Origin of the sequence: Sphingomonas sp. 35-24ZXX (assembly GCF_000786215.1) — a bacterium.
In the GTDB taxonomy this organism is placed as follows: domain Bacteria; phylum Pseudomonadota; class Alphaproteobacteria; order Sphingomonadales; family Sphingomonadaceae; genus Blastomonas.
On record NZ_JROG01000001.1, the window covers coordinates 318599 to 342227 of the forward strand.

25 protein-coding genes are annotated in these 23629 nt (G+C 64.9%); 10 read left to right on the forward strand and 15 right to left on the reverse strand.

Annotated elements, in window-relative coordinates:
- Window positions 1-11 precede the first annotated feature (11 nt).
- Together LI72_RS01420 and ykgO are read right to left on the reverse strand one after the other, a co-directional pair.
- Window positions 12-638, reverse strand: coding sequence for an HAD family hydrolase (locus LI72_RS01420; protein ID WP_033924079.1), 627 nt, complete (start codon window positions 636-638; stop codon window positions 12-14).
- Window positions 639-746: 108 nt separating this feature from the next.
- Window positions 747-872, reverse strand: a complete 126-nt coding sequence (gene ykgO, locus LI72_RS01425) for a type B 50S ribosomal protein L36 (RefSeq protein ID WP_003046794.1) — start codon at window positions 870-872, stop codon at window positions 747-749.
- 252 nt (window positions 873-1124) lie between these two features.
- On the opposite strand from ykgO, the gene LI72_RS01430 reads away from it, so the two are divergent.
- From LI72_RS01430 to LI72_RS01440, 3 genes are all read left to right on the forward strand, one after another.
- The gene (locus LI72_RS01430; protein WP_081984508.1) at window positions 1125-1751 is read left to right on the forward strand and encodes a hypothetical protein; all 627 of its coding nucleotides are present in this window, start codon (window positions 1125-1127) and stop codon (window positions 1749-1751) included.
- Window positions 1748-2908, forward strand: coding sequence for a M14 family metallopeptidase (locus LI72_RS01435; protein WP_033924080.1), 1161 nt, complete (start codon window positions 1748-1750; stop codon window positions 2906-2908). The genes LI72_RS01430 and LI72_RS01435 overlap by 4 nt, the downstream gene beginning before the upstream one ends.
- A gap of 81 nt (window positions 2909-2989) precedes the next feature.
- Entirely contained in the window at window positions 2990-3424 is a 435-nt protein-coding gene (locus LI72_RS01440; RefSeq protein WP_081984509.1) for a hypothetical protein, read from the forward strand.
- A 10-nt stretch (window positions 3425-3434) separates the two neighbouring features.
- On the opposite strand, the gene LI72_RS01445 is transcribed toward LI72_RS01440, so the two are convergent.
- From LI72_RS01445 to LI72_RS01480, 8 genes are all read right to left on the reverse strand, one after another.
- Window positions 3435-4673, reverse strand: coding sequence for a dicarboxylate/amino acid:cation symporter (locus LI72_RS01445; protein WP_033924318.1), 1239 nt, complete (start codon window positions 4671-4673; stop codon window positions 3435-3437).
- A gap of 70 nt (window positions 4674-4743) precedes the next feature.
- Window positions 4744-6528, reverse strand: a complete 1785-nt coding sequence (locus tag LI72_RS01450) for an SLC13 family permease (protein ID WP_033924081.1) — start codon at window positions 6526-6528, stop codon at window positions 4744-4746.
- Window positions 6529-6570: 42 nt separating this feature from the next.
- On the reverse strand, window positions 6571-7932 hold the full coding sequence (locus tag LI72_RS01455; RefSeq protein ID WP_081984510.1) for a spinster family MFS transporter: 1362 nt from the start codon (window positions 7930-7932) through the stop codon (window positions 6571-6573).
- A 167-nt stretch (window positions 7933-8099) separates the two neighbouring features.
- A complete protein-coding gene (gene aroC, locus LI72_RS01460) occupies window positions 8100-9170 on the reverse strand; it encodes a chorismate synthase (RefSeq protein WP_033924082.1) in 1071 nt (356 codons plus the stop codon).
- A gap of 87 nt (window positions 9171-9257) precedes the next feature.
- On the reverse strand, window positions 9258-10064 hold the full coding sequence (gene fabI / locus LI72_RS01465; RefSeq protein WP_033924083.1) for an enoyl-ACP reductase FabI: 807 nt from the start codon (window positions 10062-10064) through the stop codon (window positions 9258-9260).
- 10 nt (window positions 10065-10074) lie between these two features.
- Complete coding sequence (locus LI72_RS01470; protein ID WP_033924084.1) at window positions 10075-10968, reverse strand: YihY/virulence factor BrkB family protein; 894 nt, start codon at window positions 10966-10968, stop codon at window positions 10075-10077.
- A gap of 15 nt (window positions 10969-10983) precedes the next feature.
- Window positions 10984-11916: a DnaJ C-terminal domain-containing protein gene (locus tag LI72_RS01475; protein WP_033924320.1), complete on the reverse strand. Its 933-nt coding sequence runs from the start codon at window positions 11914-11916 to the stop codon at window positions 10984-10986.
- A gap of 79 nt (window positions 11917-11995) precedes the next feature.
- Complete coding sequence (locus tag LI72_RS01480) at window positions 11996-12457, reverse strand: ABA4-like family protein (protein ID WP_033924085.1); 462 nt, start codon at window positions 12455-12457, stop codon at window positions 11996-11998.
- Window positions 12458-12596: 139 nt separating this feature from the next.
- Here LI72_RS01480 and pdxH point away from each other — a divergent pair, with 139 nt between their 5' ends.
- On the forward strand, window positions 12597-13175 hold the full coding sequence (pdxH, locus tag LI72_RS01485) for a pyridoxamine 5'-phosphate oxidase (RefSeq protein WP_033924086.1): 579 nt from the start codon (window positions 12597-12599) through the stop codon (window positions 13173-13175).
- Entirely contained in the window at window positions 13172-13981 is an 810-nt protein-coding gene (locus LI72_RS01490; protein ID WP_033924087.1) for a PhzF family phenazine biosynthesis protein, read from the forward strand. The genes pdxH and LI72_RS01490 overlap by 4 nt, the downstream gene beginning before the upstream one ends.
- Window positions 13982-14022: 41 nt before the next feature.
- Here LI72_RS01490 and LI72_RS01495 read toward each other — a convergent pair whose 3' ends face one another.
- Window positions 14023-14652 carry a hypothetical protein gene (locus LI72_RS01495; protein WP_052129442.1) on the reverse strand — a complete coding sequence of 210 codons (630 nt, stop codon included), beginning with the start codon at window positions 14650-14652 and terminating at the stop codon, window positions 14023-14025.
- Window positions 14653-14711: 59 nt separating this feature from the next.
- Complete coding sequence (locus tag LI72_RS01500) at window positions 14712-15833, reverse strand: serine hydrolase domain-containing protein (RefSeq protein ID WP_033924321.1); 1122 nt, start codon at window positions 15831-15833, stop codon at window positions 14712-14714.
- 29 nt (window positions 15834-15862) lie between these two features.
- Here LI72_RS01500 and LI72_RS01505 point away from each other — a divergent pair, with 29 nt between their 5' ends.
- On the forward strand, window positions 15863-16228 hold the full coding sequence (locus tag LI72_RS01505) for a hypothetical protein (RefSeq protein WP_052129384.1): 366 nt from the start codon (window positions 15863-15865) through the stop codon (window positions 16226-16228).
- Between the two features lie 10 nt (window positions 16229-16238).
- Here LI72_RS01505 and LI72_RS01510 read toward each other — a convergent pair whose 3' ends face one another.
- The gene (locus LI72_RS01510) at window positions 16239-16526 is read right to left on the reverse strand and encodes a chorismate mutase (protein WP_033924089.1); all 288 of its coding nucleotides are present in this window, start codon (window positions 16524-16526) and stop codon (window positions 16239-16241) included.
- A gap of 92 nt (window positions 16527-16618) precedes the next feature.
- On the opposite strand from LI72_RS01510, the gene LI72_RS01515 reads away from it, so the two are divergent.
- From LI72_RS01515 to LI72_RS01530, 4 genes are all read left to right on the forward strand, one after another.
- Entirely contained in the window at window positions 16619-17647 is a 1029-nt protein-coding gene (locus tag LI72_RS01515; RefSeq protein WP_033924090.1) for a polyprenyl synthetase family protein, read from the forward strand.
- A 52-nt stretch (window positions 17648-17699) separates the two neighbouring features.
- Window positions 17700-19106, forward strand: a complete 1407-nt coding sequence (locus LI72_RS01520; protein ID WP_052129385.1) for an MATE family efflux transporter — start codon at window positions 17700-17702, stop codon at window positions 19104-19106.
- Window positions 19099-21543, forward strand: coding sequence for an ATP-dependent helicase HrpB (gene hrpB, locus LI72_RS01525; RefSeq protein WP_033924091.1), 2445 nt, complete (start codon window positions 19099-19101; stop codon window positions 21541-21543). The genes LI72_RS01520 and hrpB overlap by 8 nt, the downstream gene beginning before the upstream one ends.
- Window positions 21544-21641: 98 nt before the next feature.
- Window positions 21642-21920: an ETC complex I subunit gene (locus LI72_RS01530; RefSeq protein WP_033924092.1), complete on the forward strand. Its 279-nt coding sequence runs from the start codon at window positions 21642-21644 to the stop codon at window positions 21918-21920.
- Window positions 21921-21945: 25 nt separating this feature from the next.
- Here LI72_RS01530 and ruvX read toward each other — a convergent pair whose 3' ends face one another.
- Both ruvX and LI72_RS01540 read right to left on the reverse strand, forming a co-directional pair.
- Window positions 21946-22404 carry a Holliday junction resolvase RuvX gene (ruvX, locus tag LI72_RS01535; protein ID WP_033924324.1) on the reverse strand — a complete coding sequence of 153 codons (459 nt, stop codon included), beginning with the start codon at window positions 22402-22404 and terminating at the stop codon, window positions 21946-21948.
- The gene (locus LI72_RS01540) at window positions 22401-23513 is read right to left on the reverse strand and encodes a DUF3089 domain-containing protein (RefSeq protein WP_033924325.1); all 1113 of its coding nucleotides are present in this window, start codon (window positions 23511-23513) and stop codon (window positions 22401-22403) included. Before LI72_RS01540 ends, ruvX begins: the two co-directional genes overlap by 4 nt.
- Window positions 23514-23629 lie beyond the last annotated feature (116 nt).

A 23629-nucleotide genomic window follows, 5' to 3' on the forward strand; every position in this document is an offset into this window, starting at 1 on the left:
GTCGGTGACCATCATGTAGTCACATTCTCGATCACGCCCCGCGCCAGAAGGTCAGCCTCGAGCGTCGCGGTATCCCGGAACACATGCCCCTGCAGCCCGCAAGCGATGGCACTGGCAATATTGTCCTCGCGGTCATCGATGAACAGCGTGCGCGCCGGATCGATGCCGAAGCGGGCGATGGCGAGCCGGTAGATGGCGGGGTCTGGCTTCACCAGCTTCTCCGCGCCCGAGACGACGATGTCGCGAAACAGATCGAAGATCGGTGCGGTGGGGCGGAACATGTCCCAGAACTCGACGCCAAAATTGGTGATGCCGAACAGTGGGTAGCCCAGCAACGCCAGCCTTTCGGCCATGTCGATCATCCCGGGAACCGGCCCCGGGATCGTTTCCAGCCAGCGCGGGACATATTGCGCGATCAATTCCGCGTGATGGGGATATTGCGCGGTGAGTTCCTCGACCATCTCGGCCAGCGGACGCCCGGCATCATGCTGGAAATGCCATTCCGGCGTGACAATGTGCGTGACGAAATGATCGAGTTCGGCCGGATCGTCGATCAGTCGGGCGTAGAGGTGCCGGATGTCCCATTGATAGAGCACATTGCCGACATCGAATATGATGGCATCTACCGGTTGCGACATTGTCTGTCCCCATCAAACGCGCAAGCAAAAGGCCCCGGAGCCCTCCGGAGCCTTTGATGCTCTATCCAACCTGTATTCTGCGCGGCCGTCAGGACGCAGCAGCGCGGTTCAGCCCTGGCGAGCCTTGAAGCGACGGTTGGTCTTGTTGATCACATAGGTGCGGCCGCGACGACGGATCACGCGGTTGTCGCGATGGCGATCCTTGAGCGACTTCAGCGAATTGCGAATCTTCATGACGTTCGGGCCCTTGATTGAAAACGATGCAGGGTCATGGAGTCGGACGGCAACCGCTGAGTCTTCGCGTTTGCCGGGCCGGATCAACCATGCCGGAAAGCGGCGCGGATACGTGGGCGACCATCCAAAGTCAAGCATGCCCGAGGTTTCCGCGCGTGATTTTTCTGCGCTTCATTGCCGGTTCATCGCCATGTGCGCTAGGCAGGCAGGGAAGGCTCGTACAGGATTGCGGGCAGAAAGGGCGCGAACATCATGGGCTTTTCACGCACATTGGGGCAGGCGGCAACCGGGGGCGTGCTGGCGCTCGCGCTGCTCGCAGGGGGCTGCGTTTCTCCTGCAGGGCCGGTGGAAGCGGTCCGCTTCGTGTCGCCAGACAGAGCCGCCGAGCTGGGGCGCGGCCCGATTCGCGTGATTGCCGGCGAGGGCATGGATAGCGCCGCGCTGGAATATCGCAGCTATGCGACCGCCGTGGAGCGCGAGCTGGAACGCATCGGCTATCAGGTGCTGCCGGTCGGCGCGCGAGACGCGACCGGCGTGCAGACCGCGACCGTGCGGATCGAGCGATCGGTCCTGTCTCCGGTGGCCGATGATCGCAGCCCGGTGTCCGTCGGCGTCGGCGGAGGCACGGGCGGCTTTGGATCGGGTGTCGGGGTCGGTATCGGCATCAATCTGGGCGGTCGCCCCAAGGACCGGATTGCGACGCAAATGTTCGCGAACATTCGTGCGAGCGACGGTACCGTGCTGTGGGAGGGACGCGCCAGTGTCGAGGCCAAGGCGGGCTCGCCCATGGCCGAGACCCAGCTGAATGCGGCAAAACTCGCCCAAGGCCTGTTTACCCGCTTTCCCGGCGAGTCTGGAGCGACTATCAGCGTGCCATGACCCAGACCCATGCTCCCAGCATTTCGTGCGCTTTCGATTCAGGCAACATCACCGTCCAGTCGGTCGCCCCGACGTCTCCCCGCTCCTGGCGCGCCGAGCTTGCGATTCGAAAGGACAAGGATTCGGATTTCTTCCAGTGGTTCCACTTCCGCGTCGCCGCGCAGCCGGGCGATGAGCTGGAGCTGGTGATCACCGGTCTCAAGGATTCGGCCTATCCGGGCGGCTGGCCGGGCTATCGCGCCTGTGTCAGCGAGGATCGCGATTTCTGGGGCCGCACCGATACCTCTTATGACGCGGCGCAAGGTCGCCTGACCATCCATTACCAGATGACCGGCGGCGTTGCCTGGTTCGCCTATTTTGCGCCTTATTCGATGGAACGGCATCACGACCTGGTGGCTGAGATTGCCAGCCGCGCAGGCGTTCGGCACCGCGAGCTCGGCCAGAGTATCGAGGGTCAGCCCATCGACTGCCTGGAGATGGGCGAAGGGCCGATCCAGGTCTGGCTCTATGCACGCCAGCACCCCGGCGAAAGCATGGCCGAATGGTGGATGGAAGGGGCGCTGGAAAAGCTGACCGATCCCGCCGACCCGCATGCGCGGCTGCTTCGCAAGAAGGCGACCCTGCATATTGTGCCCAATATGAACCCGGATGGTTCTGCGCGCGGCCATCTGCGTACCAACGCGGTGGGGGTGAACCTCAACCGCGAATGGCATGAACCCAGCGCCGAGCGCAGCCCCGAGGTTGTGTGCGTGCGCGATGCGATGGACGCGACCGGCGTCCACTGGGCGATGGACGTGCATGGAGACGAGGCGATCCCGCACGTGTTCATCGCCGGGTTCGACGGCATCCCGTCCTGGACCGAGGATCAGGGCGCGCGCTACGAGCGGTATCGCGACCTGCTGGCTGCGCGGACGCCCGACTTCCAGACCGCGCAGGGCTATCCGCGCGCTGCTGCGGGCCGGGCCAACCTGTCGATGTCGACCAACCAGCTCGCCGAACGCTTTGGTCCCTCGCATGGCTGTGTGGCGATGACGCTGGAAATGCCGTTCAAGGACAATGACGATCTGCCATGCCCAGACCAAGGGTGGAGCCCGGAGCGGTCGAAGCTGCTGGCGCATGATTGTCTGGCGGTGCTGGCGGAGATGATCGCGGGCTGATACTCTCCGGCGGTCGTTCATCGCGTTGCAAGGGTGCGAAGGGCACAATCGCCCGCGCCCCACGACCCGAAAGGAATCGCCATGCCTGCCAATCGTCGCCTGATCGCCACCGGCTTGATTGTCACGGGCGCTGCGCTGTTCGCGCTGCAGGCGATGGCCCTGGCGCAGGGCGAACCGACTGCACCCAGAAAGTCGCGGGTACCCGCCGCCGAAGTGGTGGGAGAACCCATCAGCTGCATCAACCTCTCGCAGATCCGTAACAGCCAGGTCCGCGACAACCGGACCATCGATTTCATCATGGCGGGGGGCAAGGTCTATCGGAACGAGCTGCCACAGCAGTGCGGCGGCCTCGGCTTCGATCGCACATTCACCTATTCCACATCGCTGACCCAGCTGTGCAACGTGGATATCATCACCGTGCTCCAGAATGTCGGTGGCGGGTTCAATCGCGGCGCCAGCTGCGGGCTGGGGCAATTCACCCCGGTCAAGCTGATCAAGACGCCCAAGGCCGGCTGAGGCCGGGTTTTCACACGTCGTCGTCGGATATCATCTCGGCGCGGTCGAGATCTCCGGTCCCGGCAGCAACGCAGACGGCCACAGCCGCATCCCCGGTAATGTTGGTCGTGGTGCGGATCATGTCCATGATACGGTCGACGCCGGCCACCAGAGCGATCGTCTCGAGCGGCACCCCGACCGATCCGAACACCAGTGCCATCATGATCAGCCCGGCGCCGGGAATCCCCGCTGCGCCCACCGCGCCCAGAGTCGATGTCACCATGATCATCGCATAGTCGCCCCAGCTCAGGTCGACGCCGAAGATCTGCGCGCCGAACAAGGTCGCCAGGCCCAGATACATCGCGGTGCCGTTCATGTTGACCGTCGCGCCCAGCGAGACGACAAAGCTCGACACGCTGGACGAGACGCCCAGGTTACGCTGGGTGCAGCGCAAGGTGACCGGCAGCGTCGCGTTGGATGAGGCGGTCGAATAGCTGACCGCGATGGCATCGACCATCCCGCGAAAGAAATCGATCACCGGCAGCCGGGTGAGAAAGCGGATCATGGCCGAATAGATGACCAGGATGATGATGGCACAGCCGATATAGTTGAGCGCCACCAGCTTGGCGAGCGGCACCAGCCCTTCGAACCCGAAGGTTCCGGCAACCCATGCCATCAGCGCAAACACGCCGAACGGGGTCAGCTCCATCACCAGGATCGTGGCCTTCTGCATGATGACCGCGCCGGAATCGAATATGCGGGCAACGGGTTCGCCGTCCTTTTCGGCCATCAATATGCCGATTCCCAGCAACAGAGAGAACACGATCAGCGCGAGGACGTCGGTGGTTGCCATGGCCTCGACGACATTCTCGGGCACCATCTTGAGGATCATTTCGCTGGCGGTACGGGTCTGCGGGGCGGGCGTATCGGCGGTACCGGCGAGACTGGCGTCCACGCCCAAACCGGGCTGGATCAGTGTTCCCATGGTCAGGCCCAGGATGGCCGAGAGCTGCCCGGTCACCAGGAACAGGAGCATCGCCCGCCCGCCGACCGACCCCAGTTTGCGCACATCGCCGATCGACGCGACACCCGCCACCAGCGAGAAGAAGATCAGCGGGACGACCAGCATCTTGATCGCCCGGATGAACAGGTCGCCGATCCATTTGATCGCAACTGCTCCTTCGCCCCAGACGAGCCCGGTAATCACCCCCAGAACAAGGGCGGCGATGACGCGTTGCCACAGCGGAATTCGAAACCAGAAACCCAAGATGCATCCCCTGACGCGTTGATTACGCGCGGGGCTAGGAGACGGTTTCCGCGAGGGCCAAGTTTGCCGGTGTTCAGCCCAGCGCGATGATCGCAAAGCAGGTGGCAAGGCCGACCCCGATCGTCAGCGGAATGCCGGCCTTGAAGAAATCGGTGAAGCGGTAGTTGCCAGCAGCGTAGACCAGGGTGTTGGTCTGGTATCCGATGGGCGTGGCAAAGCTCGCCGATGCCGCGAACATTACTGCGATCACCAGCGGACGCGGATCGATCCCCAGATCATTGCCCAGCTTGATCACGATCGGTGTGACGATGATCGCCACGGCATTGTTGGTAATGATCTCTGTCAGCAACACCGAGACGATGTAGACCGCGAAAACCACTGCCCAGATGGGCGCTTCGGTCAGGAAGGGCGCCAGCGCATCGACCACCATGTTTACGCTGCCCGCCTCCTCGAGGGCCAGCCCCACTGCCAGCATGCCGAAGATCAAGACCAGCACGTTGCCGTCGATCGATCCCCAGGCTTCCTCGGCATCGATGCAGCGGGCGATCAGGATGAAGCCGACCGCCAGGATCGCGGCCACCTCGATCGCCAGCACGTTGAGCGCGGACAGAATGACGACCGCTGCCAGCGCACCGATCGCCAGCGGCGCCTTGTCGCGGCGGAACGCGCGAGCATTGGTGCTGGTGATGCCGAACAGGTTCGGGTTCTCGTACATCCGTGCGATATCCGCCTTGGATCCGGTGACGACCAGCTTGTCGGCGGCGTGGATCTTGGCGTTGGGCAGGTCGGACCGCGGCAGGTTGCGATAACGACTGAGACCCAGGATCCGGACATTGAGCAGCGACAGGAACGGGATGTCGTACAGCCGGTTGCCGATGCTGGGGTGGCTGGGGGCGACCATGGCCTCGACCACCACGTCGCCCATGGCCCCGACATCGCCCTTGCGCACGATGCCGACCTTGAAGTCCGCGCTCTTGCGCAGCGACATCAGCTCGGGAAGATCGGTGCGGATCACCACGACATCGTCGGGCAGCAGGATCTCGCGTGTCAGGTTGTGACGGATATAGCGGCCATCGCGCTTCAGGGCCGTCACCTGAATCTTGGAGCGCTTGGCGATCGGTGTCTCGCCCAGCGTCTTGCCGCGCAGGCTGGAGGCGTTGCGGATGGTCAGCTCGGTGAGGAAGAGCTCGTCGTTCGCCGTGCCGCTCGCCATGTCGGCATCGTCCTTGGGCAGCAGCCAGCTACTGAACGCCGCAAGCATGATCATGCCCGCAACCCCTGCGATCAGGCCGTAGGGCGTGATCGAGAAGATACCGAAGGCCGGCAGACCGTTCGAACGCGCCACCGAATCGACGATCAAATTGGTCGACGTGCCGATCAGGGTGGTTGTCCCGCCCAGAATGCACACGAAGCTTAAGGGAATCAGCAGCTTCTTGGCCGAATAGCCGGTGGCCTGGGCCAGTCGCAGGATGATCGGGATCATCACCACCACCACCGGCGTGTTGTTCATGAAGGCAGAGGCGACATAGACGCCCAAGAACATTTCGCCCACGGCCAGCCGAGGGTGGCGGGCAGCCCGGCTGATGATCGCGCCGGCAATGGCATCGATGGTCCCGGTGCGCAGCAGGGCGCCGGACAGGATGAACATCGCCCCGATGGTGATCGGCGCGCTGCTCGAGAAGACCGAAAACAGCTGCTTGGAATCGATGATGCCCAGAAACAGGAACGAGCAGGCCCCCAGGATCGCGATCACCGCTGCGGGAAAGCGTTCCATGATGAAGCCGACAAACATCAGCCCCAGGATGACAAGCCCGATCGGGGCCTGCCAGGTTTCGATGAACAGCCGGATCTCGTCCATAGGCTGCTGGCCCCCCGTTAACGTGCAATCAGCTGATATGCCTTACCCGCTCTTCAGTTCCCGTGTCAGCCGCAAACTCGCGCGCCAGAACAGAAAAGCAGGGATGAGGCCCAGCCAGGCCGCGCCGTACAGGACCCAGCGAACACTGTCTTCTCCGGCCATCGGCTGGAAGGCATCCGACATCATGCCGAACAGCAGGGGCCCAAGGCCCAGGCCGATCAGGTTCTGCGAAAACAGCATCACCGATGCCGCAACCGCGCGCAGTTCCGGTCGCACCAGCCCCTGCACGCACGCATACATCGGGCCGTAATACATGATGTTCATCGCGGTCGGCAGCACCAGCAGCGCCAGCGCAACGCGCCAGTCGGTCGCTCGATAGGCAAGGAACAGGATCGGCGCGGCAAGAGCAATCGCAATGGCAGGGCCGGTCAGCAGATGCTTGCGATCGCGCTTGCCGAAATGGTCGGCCAGCTTGCCGCCGCCCCAGGTGCCGATCATGCTGGCAACGCCCAGAGTGACGCCGAGGTACAGGCCGGTTTCGCCCGGGGACAGGCCGAAGTTGCGGATGAACAGCACCGCCACCCACACGCCCTTGCCATAGGACAGGAAGGCAATCAGCCCGCCGGCGATGCACAGGAACACGAAGCAGCGCGATGTGGCCAGCTCGCGCAGGGCTTCCTTGACAGGAACCTGCGGCCGGGCGGTGGGCATGCGCTCACCGGCCAGCATGCCCGCGCGGCGCGGTTCCTTCATCAGGAACGGCACCAGCAGGGCCAGCAGCAGGCCCGGCATGCCGACGAAATAGAAGGCGGTCCGCCAGCCATAGGCATCGGCGAGCCCGCCGCCGATGACCATGCCCAGCAGCGATCCAATGGGGATCCCCAGCCCGTAAAAGGCGATGGCGGAAGACCGCTTGTCGGCAGGCACGCTGTCTGTGATCAGCGAGTGCGCCGCAGGCGTGCAGCCGGCTTCTCCGACACCGACCCCGACGCGCGCCAGCAGCAGCTGGGGAAAGGTGCGCGCCGCGCCGCACGCCATCGTCATCGCCGACCAGATCGCCACCGACCAGGCGATCAGCGACACCCGGTTGGTGGTGCTGCGGTCGGCATAGCGCGCGATCGGGATGCCCAGCAATGTGTAGAACAGCGCGAATGCCAGCCCGGTCATCAATCCGAGCTGGGTATCGCTCAGCTGGAAGTCGCGCTTGATCGGCTCGGCGAGGATCGACACGATCTGCCGGTCGAGAAAATTGAAGATATAGATGATCATCAACGTCCACAGCATCACGCGCGGTGTGGTGGCACCGGGCGAGCCAGGGCCGGCGGTCGTGGCGGCGGACGGCGCGGATGCGGCCTCGGCAGGCGGCGCACCGGCATGGCCTGCCCGGTTGGGCGTCACGGTCATTCACTCTCCTGTCGCGCCGCATCTTCACCCGTCATGGGCAGGCGGCTGCTGTTGCCACCATGCTAGACACAGTTGCACGACAGAGGCAATCGCTTCGCGGCGAATTGTTACGTTTACGTCAACTGCCGCTACGGGAACCGGCGATCAGACGTGGTGCGAACCAGCGCTCAACCGCACTGGGCGCGGTGCAGCAGCTTCTGGTCGGCCAGGACCAGGGCCACCATCGCCTCGACCACCGGCGTGCCGCGAATGCCGACGCACGGGTCGTGACGGCCCTTGGTGACGATCTCGCTCGCCTCGCCGTCGCGGGTGATGGTCTCGACCGGGGTGAGAATCGAACTGGTCGGCTTGAACGCGACGCGAATGACGACCGGCTGGCCCGTCGAAATGCCCCCGGCGATACCGCCGGCATGGTTGGCCAGGAATTCGGGCGCGCCTTCGGCACCCGGGCGCATCGGGTCGGCATTGCGCTCGCCGCTCAGCCGTGCGGCGGAAAAGCCGTCGCCGATCTCGACGCCCTTGACCGCGTTGATCGACATCGCCGCAGCGGCCAGTTCGCTGTCCAGCTTGGCGTAGAGCGGTGCGCCCCAGCCTGCCGGGACGCCTGTCGCGACGCATTCGACCACCGCGCCCAGCGAACTGCCGGCCTTGCGCGCGGCATCGACCCTGGCTTCCCAGCGCTTGGCTGCCTCAGGATCGGGGCAGAAGAACGGGTTACGGCCGATTTCTGCAGCATCGAAGCGGGCAGGGTCGATCGAATCGCCGCCGAGCTCGCAGACATAGGCGGTCAGCGTGACTTCGGGGATCACCAGCCGCGCCACACCGCCGGCCGCCACCCGCGCAGCGGTTTCGCGCGCGCTGGAACGGCCCCCGCCGCGATAATCGCGAAAGCCGTATTTGGCGTCATAGGCATAATCGGCATGGCCGGGGCGATAGGCCTTGGCGACCTCGCTGTAATCCTTGGAGCGCTGGTCGACATTCTCGATCATCAGGCTGATCGGCGTGCCGGTGGTGCGGCCCTCGAACACGCCCGACAGAATGCGCACCGCATCGGGCTCCTGGCGCTGGGTGGTGAAGCGCGACGTGCCGGGGCGACGGGCATCAAGGAACGGCTGGATGTCCGCCTCGCTCAGCGTCAGCCCCGGTGGACAGCCATCAACAACCACGCCCAGCGCCGGACCATGGCTTTCTCCCCAGGTGGTGAAGCGAAAGACGCGACCAAAGGTGTTGAAGCTCATGAGGCAATCCGTTCCGGCGCAAGGGTATCGCGCGCGCTTTGCGGCATTGCGCCTGCGCTGTCCAGATGGCGCGCCTGCAAACCGAGGTTACTGGTCCAGCGCGATATCCGGTGCGTCTTCCTGCTTCATGCCCACGACGTGATAGCCGGCATCGACATGGTGGGTCTCGCCGGTAACGCCCGACGACAGGTCCGAGCACAGATAGAGCCCGGCACCGCCGACATCCTCGATGGTCACGTTGCGGCGCATCGGGGCGTTGTATTCGTTCCACTTGAGGATGTAGCGGAAGTCGCCGATGCCGCTGGCGGCGAGCGTCTTGATTGGTCCTGCGGAGATCGCATTCACGCGGATGTTTTCCTGGCCCAGATCGTTGGCGAGGTATTTGACGCTGGTTTCCAGTGCGGCCTTGGCGACGCCCATCACGTTGTAGTGCGGGATCACCTTTTCCGCGCCATAATAGCTCAAGGTCACGATCGACCCGCCGTTCGGCATCATCGCGCGCGCTCTTTTCGCCACCGCAACAAGCGAATAGGCGGAGATGTTCATGGTCATCAGGAAGTTGTCGAGGCTGGTATCGACATATTTGCCGCGCAGCTCGTTCTTGTCCGAAAAGCCGATGGCGTGAACGACGAAATCGATCGTCGGCCAGCGTGCAGCCAGCGTTTCGAAGGCGCGGTCGAGCGCGCCCATGTCGGCGACGTCGCAATCGAACGTGAAATCGCTGCCCAGTTCCGCTGCGAGCGGGATGACGCGCTTGCCGAGTGCTTCGCCCTGATAGGAGAACGCCAGTTCCGCGCCATGTTCGGCCAGCTTCTGCGCGATGCCCCAGGCCAGCGACTTGTTGTTGGCAAGCCCCATGATGAGGCCGCGTTTGCCCTGCATCAGTCCGTCCATGCTTTGATCCTTATTCAATGGCTGTTTCTTGCGGCACACCGCCGCGCGCTCGCGCAATCGCGGCGTTCAGTTCGGCCCCGATTACCATAGCAAGGCCGATGAGGAAGAAGAAAATGAGGCTCACCATCACGCCTGCCAGGCTGCCATAGGTGAGGTCGTAATCGGCAAAGGTGCTCAAGAAGAAGGGCAGCACTGCGAGGCTGACCATCCACCAGATGCTGATGAACAGGGGCCCCGGCCAGATCGGGTGGCCGGCGCGGCGATAGATCGTCGGCGTGAGCATTCCGAACACCAGATAGAGCATCGCCAGCAGCACCAAAAAGGTGAACAGCTGGCTGAAGGCCACCAGCGCGTTGGCATTCTGCGGAAAGCGGACGCTGGCGGCAATGACTTCGGCTGCGCCCACCAGCACCACCTGCATGCTCAATGCCAGCATCGTCGCGATGACCGCGATGATGATCAGTGCCATCGATCCCAGGCGATAGCGCCAGAACGGCTTGTTGTTGGTGGTGCCATACGCCCGGCGGATCACCGACCGGATCGATTCGATCAGGCTGCCGGTGGTCCACAGCCCGACGATCACGGCCAGCCACAGCAAGGGCCCCGTGCGCGCCGACATTGCGGCTTGGACAGGTGCGCCAATGACCGACGCCATGCTGGGCGGGACGGCGGCAAGAAACGCGTTCACCGCCTGCTGTCCATATTCGCTCCGCCCGAACACGCCGCCCAGCGCTGCGGCGACGATGAAGAACGGAAAAATGGTCAGCAGCGACAGATAGGCGAAATTGCCCGCCACCACGCCGCCATGCACCAGGACGTTGCCAGTCACCTCACGGGTAATGCCCAGCGATGTTGCCCGCAATTGCTTCAGTGTGTCCGGCTTCAACGGTTTGAAAATCGCCATCGTGAAATCGGGGGGTCAGCCTAGCAAGCCGGACCGCGGGTCATAGTCCGCCTGCCAGCCGTCAACGAACGCGCTGAGTGCCGCATCGCCGCCTTCGGGGAGGCGGATTTGCAGTTCGATGATCTGGTCGCCGCGCGTCCCGGTCTTGCCGTGGAAACCCTTGCCCTTGAGACGCAGCTGCTGGCCCGACTGGCTGCCCGGCTTGATCTTCAGCATCACCGCGCCATCGACGGTAGGCACGCGAACATCGCCGCCCGCCACTGCTTCCCTGAGCGTGATTGGCAGGTCGAGCCTGACATTGTCGCCATCGCGGCGGAAGAAGCGGTGCGGCCGGACCTCGATCGTGACGATGCCGTCGCCCGGGCCGCCTGGCCCCGGCTGGCCCTTGCCCGACATGCGCATGTTGGTGCCTGTCTCGACCCCATTGGGCAGCTTGAGGTCGATCGTCTTGCCATCGGCCAGCGTGATCCGCTGCGGCTTGAGCGTGGCAGCATCGGTGAAATCGACCGCCAGCTTATAGGCAACGTTGGCACCCTTGGGGGCATTGCTGCGTGCGCCACCCCGGTAGGTGCCACCACCGCCGCCGCCCAGTCCGCCGAACAGCCCATCGAAAATGTCTGCAAAATCGATGCCGTCGTTGCCGAAGCCGGAAAAGCCCGCATTCTCGCTCGAGCGGCCCTGCTGACGAAAGCCGCCGCCTCCGCCAAAGCCGAAAGGAGCGGCCGGATTGCCGTCGATGTCGATCTCGCCCCGGTCGAAGCGGGCCCGCTTGTCCTTGTCGGACAACAGGTCGTACGCCCGCGTCACCTCGGAAAAGCGCGCTGCAGCCACCGGATTGTCCTTATTGTAATCCGGGTGCAGCTCCTTGGCGAGCTTGCGGTACGCGCTCTTGATGTCCTTCTCGCTCGCGCCTTTGGTCACGCCGAGAATTGCATAGGGATCAGCCATGAATGTGGTCGCCATTGTTGGTGAGATTATCCATTGTTGCCGATTTACAACAATATCTGGGGGAGGGGCAGGGCATTTTTCAAGCCGGTATCAGATGAGCCGAGTGCCTGCGCCAGAAAATTGCGCGCAGCCCGATATACAGCGCCAGCCCGAAAGGCCCCGCGGCAAAGGTGAAGAACAGGATGGGGGCCTGGATCAATCGACCTTTCAGGTCGCCAAGCCCGTGCGCATCGGCGTTGCGCGCGATCCACAGACCGACAAACAGGTCGAACGTGAGGTAATGCACCCAGCCGATCGTCACCCCGGGGTCGCTCGCGAAGATGCTGCGGACGCCTTCGATCGTCGAGAAATCCGCGCCGCCGCCGGTCGGCACCGCGCCGGTCAGCACCAGCGTCAGCCCGGTCACATAGCCGAGCGCCAGTAGCAGAACGGGCCCGAAGAAAAGGCCGCGCATCACGCTTTCGCGGCGGGGGGCAAGGATCAGCACTGCCCAGGCGATCATCGCCAGCAGGTTGGCTGCCCCGAAAATCTGTTCCCACATCGCCGGCTATCCTTCTGATGACCGTTGCAAAACCCTGTTCATCGCTTTGGCGCTGCGCCATAAGCCGCTCTGGCGGATTCACCACTGTCTTATATGGTTAAGGCAGTCAAGCGAGCCGCATTGACCAAGGCAGGATGAGATGGCCGACGATCCCTTTGCGCTGTTCGATACATGGTATGCCCAAGCCCGCGAGACCGAGATCAACGACAGCAACGCCATGGCGCTGGCGACGGCGAACGAGCAGGGACACCCCTCGGTGCGCATGGTGCTGCTGAAGGGCCATGGGCCCGATGGGTTCGTCTTCTATACCAATTACGAGGGGCGCAAGGGTGGCGAGCTGCTCGCCAACCCGCACGCCGCGCTGCTGTTCCACTGGAAGTCGCAGCGCCAGCAGATCCGGATCGAAGGGCCCGTAGAGCCAGTCGATGCAGCGACCGCCGATGCCTATTTCGCCAGCCGCTCGCGCGATTCGCAGCTGGGTGCCTGGGCGTCCGATCAGTCGCGTCCGCTGCCCGAGCGCGCGATCTTCGAACAGCGGTTTGCAGAAGTGCAGGCGCTGTTTGCCGACAAACCCGTGCCGCGCCCGCCGCATTGGTCTGGCTTCCGCGTTGTGCCGCAGCGGATCGAGTTCTGGGAAGATCGCGATCACCGGCTGCACCATCGCCGCGTGTTCACGCGCACGCCCACCGGATGGACCGAAGGACTGCTCTACCCATGACCGATCTGCCTGCAACCTTGCCCTATTGCCATATCGACGCCTTTGCCGGCCGCCCGTTTACGGGCAACCAGGCGGCGGTGATGCCGCTCGAGGCCTGGCTCGATGATTCCGTGCTGCAGGCGATCGGCGAAGAGAACAACTTTGCCGAAACCGCGTTCATCGTGCCGCTGGACGGCGATGAGGCCGATTACGAATTGCGCTGGTTCACGCCTGCGGTCGAGATCGCGCTGTGCGGCCATGCCACGCTGGCGGCGGGCCATTATGTCTTCGAGAATGGCTTTGCTGGTGACGCGGTGCGGTTTCTGACCCGCAAGGCCGGGGTGCTGAGCGTCACGCGCAACGGCGACATGCTGTCGCTGTCATTGCCTGCCTATCCGCCATCGCCCGCGCCGCTGCCCGACTGGACCAGCCTGCTGGGCGGGTTGCCGAGCGAATATCATGCCTATCCGGGGCGCTATAACGTGCTGCTGTTCGATCACGCCGACGACGTCCTGGCGCTGCAGCCCGATTTCAAGGCGCTGGCGGCAATGGGCGATGACCAGTTCATCTGTACGGCGCCGGGCGTCGACACCGACGTGCTGAGCCGCGTGTTCGTGCCGGGGGCAGGGGTGGATGAAGACAGCGTCACCGGCTCTGCGCATGCGGTGCTGACCCCGTTCTGGGCACAGCGCCTGGGGCGTGACAGCTTTTCGGCGTGCCAGGCCAGCGAGCGCGGCGGCCTGCTGCGCTGCACGCTTGATGGCGACCGCGCGGTGCTGGGCGGCCAGTGCTTCACTGTGGTCACAGGAACCTTCCGGCTGCGGTAGCGGCGATATCGCTCTCCCCGCCGGCGGCGGCGAGAGGCGTGTCAGCTCGCCTGCGCATCCTTGGCCTTTTGCGCCGCGGTCATGGCATCCCAGGTGTCCCAATCGACGCTGCGGCCGGGATAGGCGACGCGCTTGAACGGCCATTTTTCAGCCACCCACTGGGTCGCCCAGGCATAGAGTTCGGCGTCGAAGCCCGCGTCGAATTCTGCCTTGGTCACCCACATCGTCACCACCGCGTCATAGCCTTCGATCTCGCTGGGATAGACGTAGACGCAGCCGCGCTCGCGCTTTCCATCGGGGGTGAGCACCGCATAGGCGAACGATTCGCGCCGCTGGAAACGGCCCTGCTCGGTCTGCATGTCCTTCATTGCGTCGGCATCGGTGACACCCGCGTGCGGCCAGCTGGTGCTGCGGGTAAAGGTCTTCTGCAGATGCTCGATCGACGACATATAGGCGTCGAAATCGACCTTCACGAGATCGGGGCCCAGCGGCACGACCTTGAACGACGGGGTCGTCACCAGCGTCGGCACCTCGAAACTGGCGGGGACGAACACTGCGGGCCTGGCAGCTTCAGCTGCGCTATCGGCAGACATGGCCATGGCAGGTGCCGGAACCGTGCTCAGTGCCATGACCGCCGCCGCCAGCGCCGCAGTGTACTTCATCCGTCGCATGTCCATACCCCCTGCAAGATCAACCTTGCGGGCAGTCTGACAGAGGTCGGGCGATCAGCCTAGCCCCTCGGGAACATCGCGGCGATTTTGCCGATCTGCTCCTTGACCGGGGCAAGTTCGTTGTCCTGCGTCTTGCCGAGCCGCACGATCGTCAGCCGCTGGCTGGGGCTGACGATGACGAACTGGCCCAGATGCCCCTGCGCGGCAAAGACATCGGGCGGCAGCAGATCGGGGTAGAGGATCTTGCGCTGCCCTGGTGCATTGGGCTTGTTGAGCCAGATGTGGCCGCCATAGGTCGGATTGTTGGGCGAGCTGGTGAGCATGAAGTCCACCCAGCCGCGGGTGAGGAACTGGTTGCCCGCGATCGAGCCCTTGTTGCGCAGGAATTCGCCAAACTTCGCCCAGTCGCGGGCATTGGCCTGGATGATCGATCCGCCCACCATCGTCCCCGAGGCATCGAATTCCGGCACCATCGAGGTCATGCCCAGGGGCTCGATCAGCCGCCCGCGCATATAGTCGAACATCGCCCGGCGGCGCACCTCTGGGTCCTTGCTGTCGGTGAGCTGGCGGGTGATGATGTCCGCAAGGATGACGGTGGTATTGGTCGAATATTCGAACTTCGCCCCAGGCTCGGCTTCCAGCGGCTGGCTCGCGGCATAGCGCACCATGTCGTCGCGCCCGTCGAGGAACAGCATGCGCACCTCGTCCGATCGGTACGGCGGGTCACCGGCCTCGGTATGCTGCAGGCCCGATGCCATGTGCAGCAGATGCCGCAGCGTGATCGCGCCGCGCGGATCGCCCGGGCGCTGCCAATCGGGCACCGGGGCGGGGGCATCGAGCGCCAGCCGGCCATCGGCCACCATCAGCCCCACCAGCACGGCAGTCACGCTCTTGGCCATCGACCAGCTGATGAACTTGGTGCCCTGGTCGTAGCCCGGCGCATAGCGTTCAGCGACGATCTCGCCGCCGCGCATGATCACCAGCGCGCGGGTTTCGGCGAATTCGTCCTCGTTGAACAGCTTGTCGATCTCGGCATTGAGCGCAGGCGTGGATACGCCGGGGACATCGGCGATCATCGTCTCGCCGGTATCGGCGGCCTTGCCCTCGATCCCGTAAAGACCGAAAGCGGTTGCGCCAAGAAGGCCGGTTGCGGCAAGGGCGAGCAGGATGCGGTGCTTCATGGCTGCTTCCATCAATCAGGCGGGGATCAATGGCAACTCGAAATATGGGCAGGATGCAGGGCAGTGGCGGCCGTTTGCGATGGGTGCTGCTCGCGCTGGCGGTGATCGCACTGGCCGCAATCGCCTGGATGTGGCCCAGCCTGCGCGCCTACAGCCAGACTGGCGCTGCCTATTCCGCCCGCGTCGTGTGTTCGTGCCGCTATATCGGCGGGCGCGAACTGGGCGATTGCGAGAAGGATCTGGAGCCGGGCATGGAGGTGGTGAGCCTCAGCGAAGCGGCGGATGCCAAGCGCATCGATGCTACCGTGCCCCTGATGGCGGCCGAAAGCGCGGAGTATCGCGAAGGCTATGGCTGCGTGCTGATGACCCCCAAGCAGCGGGAAAACATCCGCTGAGCGGCCCGGATCAGCTCTCGTCGCGAATCCGTTCGTGATGGCGGATGACCTCGTCGATCACGAAGCGCAGGAACTTCTCGGAAAAATCGGGGTCGAGATCGGCATCGACCGCCAGCCGCTTCATCCGCGCGATCTGCTCTTCCTCGCGGCCGGGATCGGCAGGGGGCAGGTCGGTCTTCGCCTTGTACTCGCCCACGGCCTTGGTGATCTTGAAGCGCTCGGCCAGCATGAAGATGAGCGCAGCATCGATATTGTCGATGCTTTGCCGAAATGAAGCCAGAACCGGGTCTTGCGCCATATGCCGTGTGCCTTGTCAGAATCGGGCAACGCATTGGTGCGCGCTGCGCTTTGAGCTTGCCTTAAGCCATGCGGATTGCCACATCGCAACCCATGACAGCGACTGTTCACCCGATAGGCCGCCCCGGTGGCGCTCCTGCACCCGCCCCGAGCCTGGACCCGATCATGGCGCTGGTCGCGCAAGACATGAATGCGGTCAACAGCGTGATTCTGGACCGCATGCAGTCGAAAATTCCGCTGATTCCAGAGCTCGCCGGGCATCTGATCGCCGGCGGCGGCAAGCGCATGCGGCCGATGCTGACGCTCGCAAGCGCGCGGCTGCTCGACTATCCCGGTAACCGGCATCACAAATTGGCCGCCGCGGTCGAGTTCATCCACACCGCGACGTTGCTGCACGACGACGTCGTCGACGGATCGGACATGCGGCGCGGCAAGAAGGCCGCCAATCTGGTGTTTGGCAATCCCGCCACGGTGCTGGTCGGCGATTTCCTGTTCAGCCGCTCGTTCGAACTGATGGTCGAGGACGGTTCGCTCAAGGTGCTCAAGATCCTGTCGGGAGCGTCTGCGATTATCGCCGAGGGCGAGGTTGATCAGCTGACCGCGCAGCGCCAGATCGAAACCAGCGAAGAACGCTATCTTGCGATCATCGGTGCCAAGACGGCAGCTCTGTTCGCGGCCGCCTGCCGGATCGCCGCTGTCGTGGCCGAACGCAACGAGGCCGACGAACTGGCGCTCGATGCCTATGGCCGCAACCTCGGCATCGCCTTCCAGCTGGTCGACGATGCCATCGACTATGTCTCGGACGCAGCCAAGATGGGCAAGGATGTCGGCGACGATTTCCGCGACGGTAAGGTCACGCTACCGGTGATTCTGGCTTACGCCCATGGCACGCCCGAGGAGCGCAAGTTCTGGGAGGCCGCGATCATCGGCCACCGCACCTCGGACGAGGATCTGGCGCACGCGACCGATCTGCTCCGCCGCCACAGCGCGATCGACCTGACGCTCGACCGCGCCCGCCATTTCGGCCAGCGCGCCATTGACGCCATCGCGGGCTTCCCCAATGGCAAGGCCAAGGCAGCGCTGATCGAAACGGTCGAATTCGCGATCGCCCGGGGCTATTGACGTCGGCTGACCCGAATCACCGGGCAGTCCCGGTATATCGAGTTTCAGTCCCATGACGGCGGTTACAGCCAGTTCCAGTCCCGACCTGATCGCCAAGGGCAGCCTTGGGATCGAAATCCGCGCGCTGCTTCTGCTCGCGGGACCGCTGGTGCTGGGCAATCTGGCGCAGATGGCGATCCACACCACCGAGGTGATCATCCTGGGACGGTACGACGTCCAGGCGCTGGCCGCCGCCGCACTGGCGGTGAACCTGTATTTCGCGTGCGGCACGTTCGGCATGGGGCTGATGACGGCGGCCTCGCCGATGATCGCGGCTGAGCGTGGGCGACGCAAGTCGTCGGTGCGCGATATCCGGCGCACCGTGCGACAGGGCTTCTGGGTGGCGCTGACCGTTTGCCTGCCGATCTGGGCGGTGCTGTGGAATTCGGAAAAGCTGTTCCTGCTGATGGGCCAGCAGCCCGATCTGTCGCGCGATGCCGGGCATTTCATGCGCGTGGCGATGTGGGGCCTGCTGCCCTGGCTGCTGCAGTTCGTGCTGCGCATGTATGTGTCCGCGCTCGAACGGCCGATCTGGGGCGTGATCGTCACGTTGTGCGGCGTGGGGGTGAATCTCATCGTCTGCTGGGCCTTGGTGTTCGGCAATATGGGCTTTCCCGAAATGGGGCTGATGGGGGCGGCGACCGCCAATCTGGTGGCCAACTGCACCCTGTTTGCGGTGATGGCACTGGTCGTCACCACCGTCCGACCGTTCCGCCGCTACCGGCTGTTCGGGCGCTTCTGGGTGGCGGACTGGGCCCGCTACCGGGGGCTGTTCCGGCTGGGCCTGCCGATCGCCATCACCTTTGCCTTCGAGGTCGCGATCTTCAGCTCGGCCGCGTTCCTGATGGGGCTGATCAGCCGCGATTCGCTCGCGGCGCATGCGGTCGCCATCCAGATCGCCTCGTTCGCCTTCATGGTGCCCTTCAGCCTGTCGCAGGCCGCAACGGTGCGCGTCGGGCTGCATCATGGTGCGCGCGATTCGCAAGCCGCCGGGCGCGCAGGCTGGGCGGCGCTGGGGCTGGGCGTGATCTCGGCCTGCCTGATGTCCGCGATCATGGCGTTTTTCCCCGATGCCCTGGTAGGGTTGTTCATCGATCCGCTCGATGCCAGCGCGGCTGCCGCCTTCTCGCTGGCGCTCAGCTTCCTGCTGGTCGCCGCGATCTTCCAGCTGGTCGATGCGGTGCAGGCAGTCGGGGCAGGGGTGCTGCGCGGGCTGCAGGATACGCGCTGGCCGATGCTGTTTGCCGCTTTCGGCTATTGGGTGGTCGGCATGGGCACCGCCTGGTTCTTCGCCTTCCGCCTGGGCTGGGATGGCGTCGGCGTGTGGGTGGGCCTTGCCGCCGGCCTGGCCGTGGTCTCGGTGCTGATGGTCGCGCGCTGGATGATGCGCGAGCGGCTGGGGCTGGGGGTGTATGGCTGAGCTGCCGATCCATGCAGTCCTGCCCGATCTGCTGGCGGCGCTCGCGACCAGCCCAAACGCCGTCCTCGTCGCACCGCCCGGGGCAGGCAAGACCACCACCGTTGCGCCCGCGCTGCTCGATCAGCCCTGGTGCACCGGGCAGGTGCTGCTGCTCTCGCCGCGCCGCCTTGCCGCGCGCGCCGCCGCCGAACGCATGGCGGTGCTGGCGGGCGAACCGGTGGGCCAGACCATCGGCTATGCGACGCGGATGGACAGCAAGAGCAGCGCAGCGACGCGCGTGCTGGTGTTGACCGAAGGCATCTTCGTCAATCGCATCCAGGCCGATCCCGAGCTGGCCGGGGTATCGGCGGTGCTGTTCGACGAGGTGCACGAGCGCAGCCTCGACAGCGATTTCGGCCTCGCGCTGGCGCTGGAAGCGCAGGGCGCATTCCGGCCCGATCTCAGGCTGCTCGCCATGTCTGCCACGCTTGATGGCGCGCGGTTCTCGACGCTGATGGGCGATGCGCCGGTGCTGTCCAGCGAGGGCCGATCGCACCCGCTGGATCTGCGTTACGTGGGGCGGCGCGGCGAGCAGCGGATCGAGGATTCCATGGCGCAGGCGATCCGAACCGCCTTGCGCGACGAGGTGGAAGGCGATGTCTTGGCCTTCCTCCCCGGCGTCGCGGAGATCGCGCGGGTGCAGGAGCGTCTCGCCACCCTGGGCGATGGCATCGCGGTGCTGCCGCTGCACGGCACGCTGACCCCGCCCGAGCAGCGCGCCGCGATCCGCCGCGATCCGGACGGCCGCCGCAAGGTCATTCTCGCCACCAGCATCGCCGAGACCAGCCTCACCATCGATGGCGTGCGGATCGTGGTCGACAGCGGTCTGGCGCGGCGCGCGCGCTATGATCCGCTGGCCGCGACCACAAGGCTGGTGACGGAACGCGCCAGCCAGGCCGCAGCGACCCAGCGGGCGGGCCGTGCCGCGCGGCAGGGGCCGGGCGTGGCCTATCGGTTGTGGGAAGAGGCGGCCACCGGAGGCCTGCCACCGTTCGATCCGCCCGAAATTCTCGACAGCGACCTTGCCCCGCTGGTGCTGCAATGCGCCGCCTGGGGGGAGAGCGATCCGCTGCGCCTCAACTGGCTCGATCCGCCGCCCGCGCCCTTGCTGGCAGGAGCGTGCAAGCGGCTCATCGCGCTGGATGCAATTGACGGAGGCGGTGCGATTACCGCGACCGGCCGGGCGATCGCGGCGCTTCCGTTGCCGCCGCATCTCGCTGCGATGCTGCTCAAGGGAGCCGAGGCAGGCTGCGCGATGCTGGCAGCAGAGATTGCGCTGCTGCTCCAGGAACGCGGCCTCGGTGGGCAGGGCGAGGACCTGGATGCGCGGCTGATGCGCTGGCGCAGCGACCGGGGCGAGCGGGCAGGCAAATCGCGCAAGCTGGCACAGCGCTGGGCACAGCTTGCCGAGCGGCAGGTACAAGCCGGGGCGCGGCAGGACATTCCGCCTGCCATCCTGCTGGCCATTGCCTATCCCGACCGCGTGGCCAAGCGCCGCGATGCCGCAGGCGAGGCCTGGGCCAGTGCGGGCGGACGCAGCTTCCGACTCGATCCCGCGTCGTCGTTGATCACCGCGCAGTGGCTCGCCATCGGCGACGTGCAGGGCAAGGCGGCGGATGCGCGCATCCTCAGCGCCTTCGCGCTCGATCCGAGCGACGTTGAAACGCATCTGGCCGGGCGGATCGAGCGGGTCAGCCGCTGCAGCTTCGCGCTGGCCGAGCGCCGTGCCGAGGCCCGGCTGGAGCGCAGGCTGGGTGCGATCCGGCTGGCAAGCGGTCCGGACGCTGCGCCGTCGCCCGAAGCCCTGTGCGCCGCGCTGATCGGCGGGGTGCGCGAGCACGGACTGGAGCTGCTCGACTGGGGCGACAAGGCGCAGGCCTTGCGCCAGCGCGCGGCCTTTGCTGGCATCGACGCGCTCGACGATGCGACCTTGCTGGCGTCGCTGGATGATTGGCTCGCCCCGCTGCTCGCCGGGGACCGTTCGCTTTCGGCTGCGACAGCGGGACACCTGCACAATGCGCTGCAGGGTCTGCTGGGCTGGGATGCAGCGCAGACGGTCGACCGGATCGCGCCGCCGGAGTTTACCAGTCCCGCTGGAACGCGTCATGCCATCGATTATGCCGCCACCGCCGGGCCAACGGTCGAGTTGCGTGTGCAGGCGCTGTATGGGCTCGATACGCACCCGGTCGTCGGGCGTGATCGTATCCCGCTCGTCCTGTCACTGACATCGCCTGCCGGCCGCCCGATCCAGACCACCTGCGATCTGCCCGGTTTCTGGCGCGGCAGCTGGCGCGATGTCGCCAAGGACATGCGCGGCCGCTACCCACGCCACCACTGGCCGGACGCACCCTGGGAGGCGCAGGCGAGCCTCGCGACGAAGAAGCGGCAGGGGATCTGAGACGCGTGACGACAAGGCGGATAGCCACAGCACGCTTGACCCGAACGCCCCGGCTGTAGCAAAGGCGCGTCGATCACATTTTCCCGGGACGGATACCAATGGCCGCACGAATCTATCAGCGCCCCAAGAACGCCATGCAGTCGGGTCGCGCGCTTACCGATCTGTGGGTGCTCGAATTCGAGCCCGCCGAAGCGAAGAAGCCCGATCCTTTGACCGGCTGGGCAGGATCTGGCGATACCCAGCAGCAGGTGGTGCTGAAATTCCCCGATCTGGATGCTGCCAAGGCCTATGCCGACAAGTACGGCATTGCCGTTCGCATCGAGCAGACACCTCCGCGCCGCCTGAAGATTCAGGCCTATGCCGATAATTTTCGCTGACTTTTAACGCTGAGCGGTCAATCGCTCAGCTTACCATCGCGTCGATCGCACCCTGAAGGATGAAGGCCGCCGCCGCGCTGTCGACACGTTCGGCGCGCTTGGCGCGGCTCATGTCTGCATCGATCATCGCGCGCTCGACGGCCTGGGTCGACCAGCGTTCGTCCTGCAGGAAGATCGGCAGGCCCAGTATCGCGATGTTTCGCGCAAAGGCGCGCACGCTTTGCGTCTGCGGGCTGTCGGTGCCGTCCATGTTGAGCGGGAGGCCGATGACCAGGCCGGTGATCTGCTGATCGCGCACCAGCTGCTCGATCTGCTCCTTGTCCTTGCCGAACTTGGTGCGCTTGATCGTCTTGGCTGCGGTGGCAAAGCTCCATCCCGCATCGCAGAACGCGGTGCCGATGGTCTTGCTGCCGACATCGAGCCCGATCAGCCGCCCGCCCTCAGGCAGTGCGTCGCGGAATTCTGCCGCCTGCGTCGTGATCAGCGCACCAGAAATGCCTTCACCCTCCGCTCTGCATCCGCCCGGACATTGACCCAGAACAGCGGATAGTCGTACACATGGTAGTTGTTGCCGGGCAGCACATAGTTGCCCATCTGGGGCTCGCCGCCGAGCAGCAGCAGGCCACGATCGTCGCAGCGGGCAGGAACGACACCGGGGGTGATCACGCCATCGGTCAGTTCCTCGTTCGGCACCAGCGTGCCGAGGTTCCTGTCTGCAGTGGCCTCGTCGCCCATCACGCCCGTCAGCGGGTTGACGCACAGCATCGGGGTCGTCCCGCGCAGGGTTCCGTCAAAGCCGACGCTGGCATCATAGACCGAGAGGATCAGATCGGGTTCTGCCGGTTCGCCAAAGCTCTGCCAGCCCAGCATGCAATTCGCCTGATCGGGATCGGTGCACGGCGGCAGGCCGAGCGCGAGCAGATCGGTGGTGAGAGAGACAGGCCAGCCGATGACATAGGCGGCGACGATCCGGTCGGCGAGCGGACGGGTCACGACGCGCTGGCGCATCAATGTGGTCAGGTGCAGCGCGCCCTGGCTGTGGCCGGCGATGATGATAGGCATGTCTTCGGGGATTTCGGCGATGAACTCGTCAAAGGCGGCAAGCACGTCGCTATAGGCGGCGTCGAACGCCATCTGTGCTTCGGGCTTGTCGGTGAGAAAGGCGCCGATCGCTGCCTGGCGATAGCGCGGCGCCCAGATCTGGCCGATGCCGTTGAAGACGCTCGCCTGGCTGCGCAGGAAGATGCGCGCGCGATCCTGCGATTCCTGGTCACCCAGCGGTGCATTCCACAGCTCGCGCTTCATGTACGATGTGGGGTGGACATAGAACACCGCTACCTTGGGGGCGTCGGTGGGCTCGAAGCCTTCGGGCGTCCACAGCGCCGGATTGTCGCTGCCGGTGATTTCGGGCCGCGAGAACCACATTTTCTGGTCCGCATACGCACTTGTCTCGACCGCCTCGGGTTTGACGAACTCGGTGGACGGCACAAAGGCTGCAGCAAAAATCTGCTGGGGAAACAGCCGGTAAAGGGCAAATGCTGCGACGAGAAGAAAGATGATCGTCGCGATCAGATACAGGAACTTGCGGGCCAAAAACACTCTCCGAACGGCGGGCAGGGCGGTCCAGCGACTTGCCCGTCTTGTCGGGGCATATAGGTGCAGGCCCTGCGCACTGCCAGCGGTGTTTGATCCCGCAGTTGCAGCATTTG

Coding starts and splice junctions, on each gene's coding strand:
- LI72_RS01420 (WP_033924079.1), bottom strand. CDS start 638: ATGTCGCAACCGGTAGATGCCATCATATTCGATGTCGGCAATGTGCTC.
- ykgO (WP_003046794.1), bottom strand. CDS start 872: ATGAAGATTCGCAATTCGCTGAAGTCGCTCAAGGATCGCCATCGCGAC.
- LI72_RS01430 (WP_081984508.1), top strand. CDS start 1,125: ATGGGCTTTTCACGCACATTGGGGCAGGCGGCAACCGGGGGCGTGCTG.
- LI72_RS01435 (WP_033924080.1), top strand. CDS start 1,748: ATGACCCAGACCCATGCTCCCAGCATTTCGTGCGCTTTCGATTCAGGC.
- LI72_RS01440 (WP_081984509.1), top strand. CDS start 2,990: ATGCCTGCCAATCGTCGCCTGATCGCCACCGGCTTGATTGTCACGGGC.
- LI72_RS01450 (WP_033924081.1), bottom strand. CDS start 6,528: ATGGACGAGATCCGGCTGTTCATCGAAACCTGGCAGGCCCCGATCGGG.
- LI72_RS01455 (WP_081984510.1), bottom strand. CDS start 7,932: ATGACCGTGACGCCCAACCGGGCAGGCCATGCCGGTGCGCCGCCTGCC.
- aroC (WP_033924082.1), bottom strand. CDS start 9,170: ATGAGCTTCAACACCTTTGGTCGCGTCTTTCGCTTCACCACCTGGGGA.
- fabI (WP_033924083.1), bottom strand. CDS start 10,064: ATGGACGGACTGATGCAGGGCAAACGCGGCCTCATCATGGGGCTTGCC.
- LI72_RS01470 (WP_033924084.1), bottom strand. CDS start 10,968: ATGGCGATTTTCAAACCGTTGAAGCCGGACACACTGAAGCAATTGCGG.
- LI72_RS01475 (WP_033924320.1), bottom strand. CDS start 11,916: ATGGCTGATCCCTATGCAATTCTCGGCGTGACCAAAGGCGCGAGCGAG.
- LI72_RS01480 (WP_033924085.1), bottom strand. CDS start 12,457: ATGTGGGAACAGATTTTCGGGGCAGCCAACCTGCTGGCGATGATCGCC.
- pdxH (WP_033924086.1), top strand. CDS start 12,597: ATGGCCGACGATCCCTTTGCGCTGTTCGATACATGGTATGCCCAAGCC.
- LI72_RS01490 (WP_033924087.1), top strand. CDS start 13,172: ATGACCGATCTGCCTGCAACCTTGCCCTATTGCCATATCGACGCCTTT.
- LI72_RS01495 (WP_052129442.1), bottom strand. CDS start 14,652: ATGCGACGGATGAAGTACACTGCGGCGCTGGCGGCGGCGGTCATGGCA.
- LI72_RS01500 (WP_033924321.1), bottom strand. CDS start 15,833: ATGAAGCACCGCATCCTGCTCGCCCTTGCCGCAACCGGCCTTCTTGGC.
- LI72_RS01505 (WP_052129384.1), top strand. CDS start 15,863: ATGGCAACTCGAAATATGGGCAGGATGCAGGGCAGTGGCGGCCGTTTG.
- LI72_RS01510 (WP_033924089.1), bottom strand. CDS start 16,526: ATGGCGCAAGACCCGGTTCTGGCTTCATTTCGGCAAAGCATCGACAAT.
- LI72_RS01515 (WP_033924090.1), top strand. CDS start 16,619: ATGACAGCGACTGTTCACCCGATAGGCCGCCCCGGTGGCGCTCCTGCA.
- LI72_RS01520 (WP_052129385.1), top strand. CDS start 17,700: ATGACGGCGGTTACAGCCAGTTCCAGTCCCGACCTGATCGCCAAGGGC.
- hrpB (WP_033924091.1), top strand. CDS start 19,099: ATGGCTGAGCTGCCGATCCATGCAGTCCTGCCCGATCTGCTGGCGGCG.
- LI72_RS01530 (WP_033924092.1), top strand. CDS start 21,642: ATGGCCGCACGAATCTATCAGCGCCCCAAGAACGCCATGCAGTCGGGT.